The organism is Aromatoleum anaerobium, from assembly GCF_012910705.2.
Classification (GTDB): domain Bacteria; phylum Pseudomonadota; class Gammaproteobacteria; order Burkholderiales; family Rhodocyclaceae; genus Aromatoleum; species Aromatoleum anaerobium.
This window is the reverse complement of record NZ_WTVG02000027.1, coordinates 1-4,415: the sequence shown is the minus strand read 5'-3', so window position 1 is coordinate 4,415 and position 4,415 is coordinate 1. Positions and strand designations below refer to the sequence as shown.

General features: G+C 62.2%; 4 protein-coding genes and 1 pseudogene. 2 read left to right on the top strand and 3 right to left on the bottom strand.

Features of this window, described 5'->3' with window-relative positions; all coding sequences use genetic code 11:
• Both GO606_RS00850 and GO606_RS00845 read left to right on the top strand, forming a co-directional pair.
• A partial coding sequence (locus GO606_RS00850; RefSeq protein ID WP_246979256.1) for a helix-turn-helix transcriptional regulator occupies positions 1–523 on the top strand: 523 nt, incomplete at its 5' end.
• A 261-nt stretch (positions 524–784) separates the two neighbouring features.
• Positions 785–1,029 (top strand): annotated as a pseudogene (locus GO606_RS00845) (IS66 family transposase); the annotation flags it as partial.
• An 86-nt stretch (positions 1,030–1,115) separates the two neighbouring features.
• Here the strand turns inward: GO606_RS00845 and GO606_RS00840 are convergent.
• From GO606_RS00840 to GO606_RS00830, 3 genes are read right to left on the bottom strand one after another with little or no spacing between them, the layout of a single operon-like run.
• On the bottom strand, positions 1,116–2,126 hold the full coding sequence (locus GO606_RS00840) for a site-specific integrase (protein WP_169120826.1): 1,011 nt from the start codon (positions 2,124–2,126) through the stop codon (positions 1,116–1,118).
• A complete protein-coding gene (locus GO606_RS00835; protein ID WP_169120824.1) occupies positions 2,123–3,070 on the bottom strand; it encodes a tyrosine-type recombinase/integrase in 948 nt (315 codons plus the stop codon). The genes GO606_RS00840 and GO606_RS00835 overlap by 4 nt, the downstream gene beginning before the upstream one ends.
• A complete protein-coding gene (locus GO606_RS00830) occupies positions 3,067–4,317 on the bottom strand; it encodes a tyrosine-type recombinase/integrase (protein ID WP_169120822.1) in 1,251 nt (416 codons plus the stop codon). Before GO606_RS00830 ends, GO606_RS00835 begins: the two co-directional genes overlap by 4 nt.
• Positions 4,318–4,415 lie beyond the last annotated feature (98 nt).

Sequence of the window (4,415 nt, the reverse complement as noted above, 5' to 3'; positions counted from 1 at the left end):
ACCACAGCTGCAGCGCCTGCTTGACGAGGCGACGGCCCACGGCCGCCTCTGGCGCCGGACCCATCTCCAGAACCTGCTGGGCCAGGCGCTCATCGCATCCGGGAACATCAAGAGCGGGATTTGTCTGCTCGAATCGGCGCTGACCTTTGCACTCCGCAATGGTCTGCTGCGCGTGATCTCGGACGAACCCTGGCTGCTGCAGGAGCAGTTCGATGAGATCGCGCGTCGGAACAGGAGCATTCCGGCCCCCTACCTCGACCGAATTCGCGAGGCCGGAAGCTACCTGTCCCGTCAGAGCGCCTCGCTCGTTACCCCTCCCCCGCTGCCAAATCCACTGACGAGTCGGGAATCGAGCCTACTGCGGCTGGTGGTCGATGGTCGTGCAAACAAGGAGATTGCCCGCCTGCTTGGCATCTCCGAAAACACGGTCGAGAGTCATCTCCGCCGCATCAATCAGAAACTGAATACCCATAACCGGACGCAAGCCATCGCCCGGGCGCGTGAAATTGGACTTTTACACTGATGGCCCTCATGAACCACTTATGGCGCTGCGAACTTCCTGTTATCCGGCATTTCCATGTTGTGCGGCAAATCTGTCGCGCTGAAACAAAACTAACAGGGTGTTGATTTACTCTGATTCCAAGCAGCGGCGCGGATTTTAGGCCTGATAGAATTCCATTCGCATTAACAATCCAATAATTCCGATGCGCGGCACCGACCACAAACAGAATGCCCTGTTCAGCTACGTCAATATTGAAGACCGCATTCCTGCCGACAACCCCAGATTCGCGCCAAGAAACTCGCCTGTGAGGCCAAACGTGAATACCGGCTGGTGCATGCCAGACCGATCGTCGAAACCTTCTTCGCGAGGGTGAAGGAAAAGCTCAACGATCAAGGCTTGTTGCCGACTAACCCGATGACTCGCGCGCTGGTCGCCGGGTGGCACTCGAAGTGTTCCTGACCGACCCGGACGTCCACGTCGACACCAACCACCTTGAGCGAGCGCTGCGACCGATTCCGCTGGGCCGGAATTATCCTCGGTCAACTATTAGGCAAGGTCTGCCGCCGGGATCGGCCACTTGTGTGGCGGGCCGCGTACTTGAGTTTGCATAATTTCAGAGGCTTTCGAGGAATTTGAGGACAGCGTCGCTTGGGCGGTAGCGTTTGCGCTTGGTCTCCGGCGGCGCGAGCGTATCGAGGGCACGTTCCTTCATTGCCAGGTCGGCCTCGACGTAGCCATGGGTCGTGACCGGGCTCTCGTGCCCCAGCCACAAGGCGATGACCGTGATGTCGACGCCGGCCTGCAACAGATGCATGGCGGTCGTGTGCCTCCAGGAATGGGGCGATATTCTGCGCCCCGCCAGCCGCGGACACTGCGTCGTCGCCGCCGTGATCGCGAGGGCAAGTCGCTCGGCGACATTCGTGCGGGTCATCGCTCGCCCGCTGCGGTTGGGGACGAGGGGCTGGTCGGTGCGCAAATCTGCATACTTCAACCAGTGACGGATTTCGGCCGCCGTTTCTTTCCACAGCGGCACGGTTCGTTGCTTGCGGCCCTTTCCATGCAGACGCACCGAGGACGTCGCGCCGAGCGTGACATCGGCGACCCGGATGCCGATCATCTCGGAAACCCGCGCGCCGGTGTTGTAGAGCAACGCGAACATCATCCGATCACGACGACCACACCAGGTGCTCGTGTCGGGGGCGGCGAGAACGGCTTGAACCTCATCGCGGGAGAGATACTCGAGCAGGGGCCGCTCGAAGCGTTTCATGGGTATTGCCAGAATCTGCTGCGCGAGTTGCAACGCCGGCGGGCATTGCAAGGCCACGTAATGGGCAAAGGCGCGCACCGCAGCCAGTCGTGCGTTGCGGCTGCGCACCGTGTTGCGGCGCTCGGTTTCGAGGTGGGCGAGGAAGTCGAGGACCAGTGCCGCATCGAAATCCCCCAGCGTCAGCTTGGCCGGTGGCTTGCCCCGTTCTCGTTCTGCATAGGTCAGCAGCAGCCGGAAGGTATCGCGATAGGCCACAACCGTTCTCGGACTGGCGTTCTGTTGCTGGATCAGACGTTCGGCAAAGAAGCGCTGGAGCAAGGTGGCGAAGTCGGCGGGAACTGCGAGCAAGGGGTTCATCGCGTCGCTCCCTCGGTGTAACGATGGAAGCGTTCGGCGGCAATCGCCATCAGTTCTGGAATACCGGTGAAGTACCAGTAGGTGTCGCTCACCTTGGCATGTCCGACGTACGTCGATAGCGCCAGGACGGCCCGGTCGACATCGATGCCCTGCTCGTAGAAGCGCAAAGTGCTCCTGACTATGAAGGTGTGCCTCATGTCATGCAGGCGGTGATGCGGGTAGTCGCCGCGGGGCTGCCAGCCGAGTTGCTGACACAGCGCCTGCAAGGCGTACAGGATGTCGCGCCGATTCGCACAATGGCCGTCATCGCGCAGGAAGAACCGGTCGCAGGCGGGTCGAGGCACGAGCCGGTCACGCTGAAGAGCATATGCGTCCAGGTACTCAGTTACGGTCAGATGAAGCGGCACCAACCGCTGCCGGTGGAACTTGGCTTCCCGGATACGGAGGATTCCGGCCTCGAGGTCGACGTCGGCGCGTGTGAGCCCGAGCGCTTCGGAGATGCGCAGGCCGCTGGCGGCGAGCAAGCCGAAGATGCACCGGCAAGTCGCCGGCCGCAAACCATGCTCCGGCGCCAGGCCATTGGCTGCATCGAGCAGCGCGATCAACTCCGCCTCGGTGTAGATATGCGGCACCAGGCGCCGGTGCGCCGGGCCGAAGAGACCTCGTGGTGGCATCTCCGTCGCCGGATCGTCGCGCAGGCAGAAGCGTGCGAAGCCACGCAGAACGTCGATACGGCGTGCCCACGTGAGCGGATTTGGGCGCTGCGAAGACCGTGCCCATGCGCTGGCCAGCGCCACCGTCAGGTGATCTGCGGTACCACATCGGTCAGCAAAGCGGGCAAAGGATCGAAGCTGCGTGGCATCGATGCTGAGCTCGAATCCGTGACGGCGGCGATACGCCAGATACGTCTCGACCCGAGTCATCCAGGAAACCGGGGCGTTCATGACCGACTCCCGGGCCACGGCAGGGCCACGGCCCGCAAGCCTTCCAGATCGACGCGCGCGTAGCTGTTGGCCGTGTCGAGGCTTTGGTGGCGCAGGAAGTCGGCGATTTCTTTGACGGAGGCCCCTGAGCGCTGCAGATGCGTCGCCATGGTCCGCCGAAGTACATGGGTGTTGCAGAACCGATCGCTCAGCCCGCAGCGAACAAAGGCGCGATTCATCGAATTACGGATCGCCGGTACGCCCAACGGTTTGTCGAAGGGCGCGCGGTGTCGTACGAACAATGCCCGGTTCACGGTCTGCGGTCGTCCCCGCCGTAGGTACTGAGCGATGGCTTCGCCGGTGGACTCCGGCAGGGGCAACTGCTGCACGCGTTTGCTCTTGGTGCTGCTGATCGTCAGCGTTGCGCTGCGCCAGTCCACCGACTCCAGGGTCAGGTAGGTGACTTCATGGCCGCGCAGACCAAGATCGAGCAGGCAGCGCGCGATGGCGTAATCGCGCAGTCCGACAGGGTCAGCGCGATCGAATGCCTTCAGGAAGGCATCCAGTTCGGCGTCCGCGAGCACTTTGGGCAGAGTGGTGCGGCGCCAGTCCGCAATTCTTGGCAGGGAGGCCGCCAAGGCAGCGGTCGACTCACCCAGCAGGGCACGGTAACGAAAGTAGCTGCGCAGACTGTTGCCGACGACGCGCAGCGATGACGGCCGCAAATGTGAACTCAACTCGGCAAAGAATGTATCCAAGCGCGCTGCGGACAGCTGCGCGATCACGGGAGTTGAAACTCCAAACTCGCGAACAAGGAAGGTGCCGACATGGTGAACTCGGCGGTCACGGGTGACGGGAGCCAACCCACAAATGTTCGAGAGGTACTCGCCAAACCGCTCGAGTTCAACCGCCACCGGATCCGTCAATGTCGCTGCCGATGGGTCGCCGGGCAGCAGGCGGAGCATATGCCGTAGCGCTGCGCCTGAACTGGCGGCAGAGGGATAGCAAGGCGCCGGGCATGTGCAGGCAGGGAGGTGGTCGTGCAAGAAGCGCTTGATGAGCGCAGCATCAAGGCGCGACATCCTGATCTCGTCAGTCTTGATCCAGTGGCTGAAATGGGCCAGACCGCCCAGATAAGCGCGGATGGTGTGATCGGGATAGCGCTGGTTGCGCAACGCTTCGATGTAGGGGGCGACGACGTCGTTGAGCGGGCCGTCAGTCAGCCAGTCGCGACGAGCAAAGTTCGTCAGGCACGCATCCGTAGGCATGGTGTGCTCCTGTGGTGAGGGATCGGACTCACAGGAAACACCAATTCTTATGGCAGGTTCGCCGACAGCAATGAGAGCTGAGACCCCCGATGGCCCTA

Bases quoted from the DNA above. Each gene is read 5' to 3' on its own strand.
- GO606_RS00835 (WP_169120824.1), bottom strand. From the start codon at position 3,070: ATGAACGCCCCGGTTTCCTGGATGACTCGGGTCGAGACGTATCTGGCG.
- GO606_RS00830 (WP_169120822.1), bottom strand. From the start codon at position 4,317: ATGCCTACGGATGCGTGCCTGACGAACTTTGCTCGTCGCGACTGGCTG.
- GO606_RS00840 (WP_169120826.1), bottom strand. From the start codon at position 2,126: ATGAACCCCTTGCTCGCAGTTCCCGCCGACTTCGCCACCTTGCTCCAG.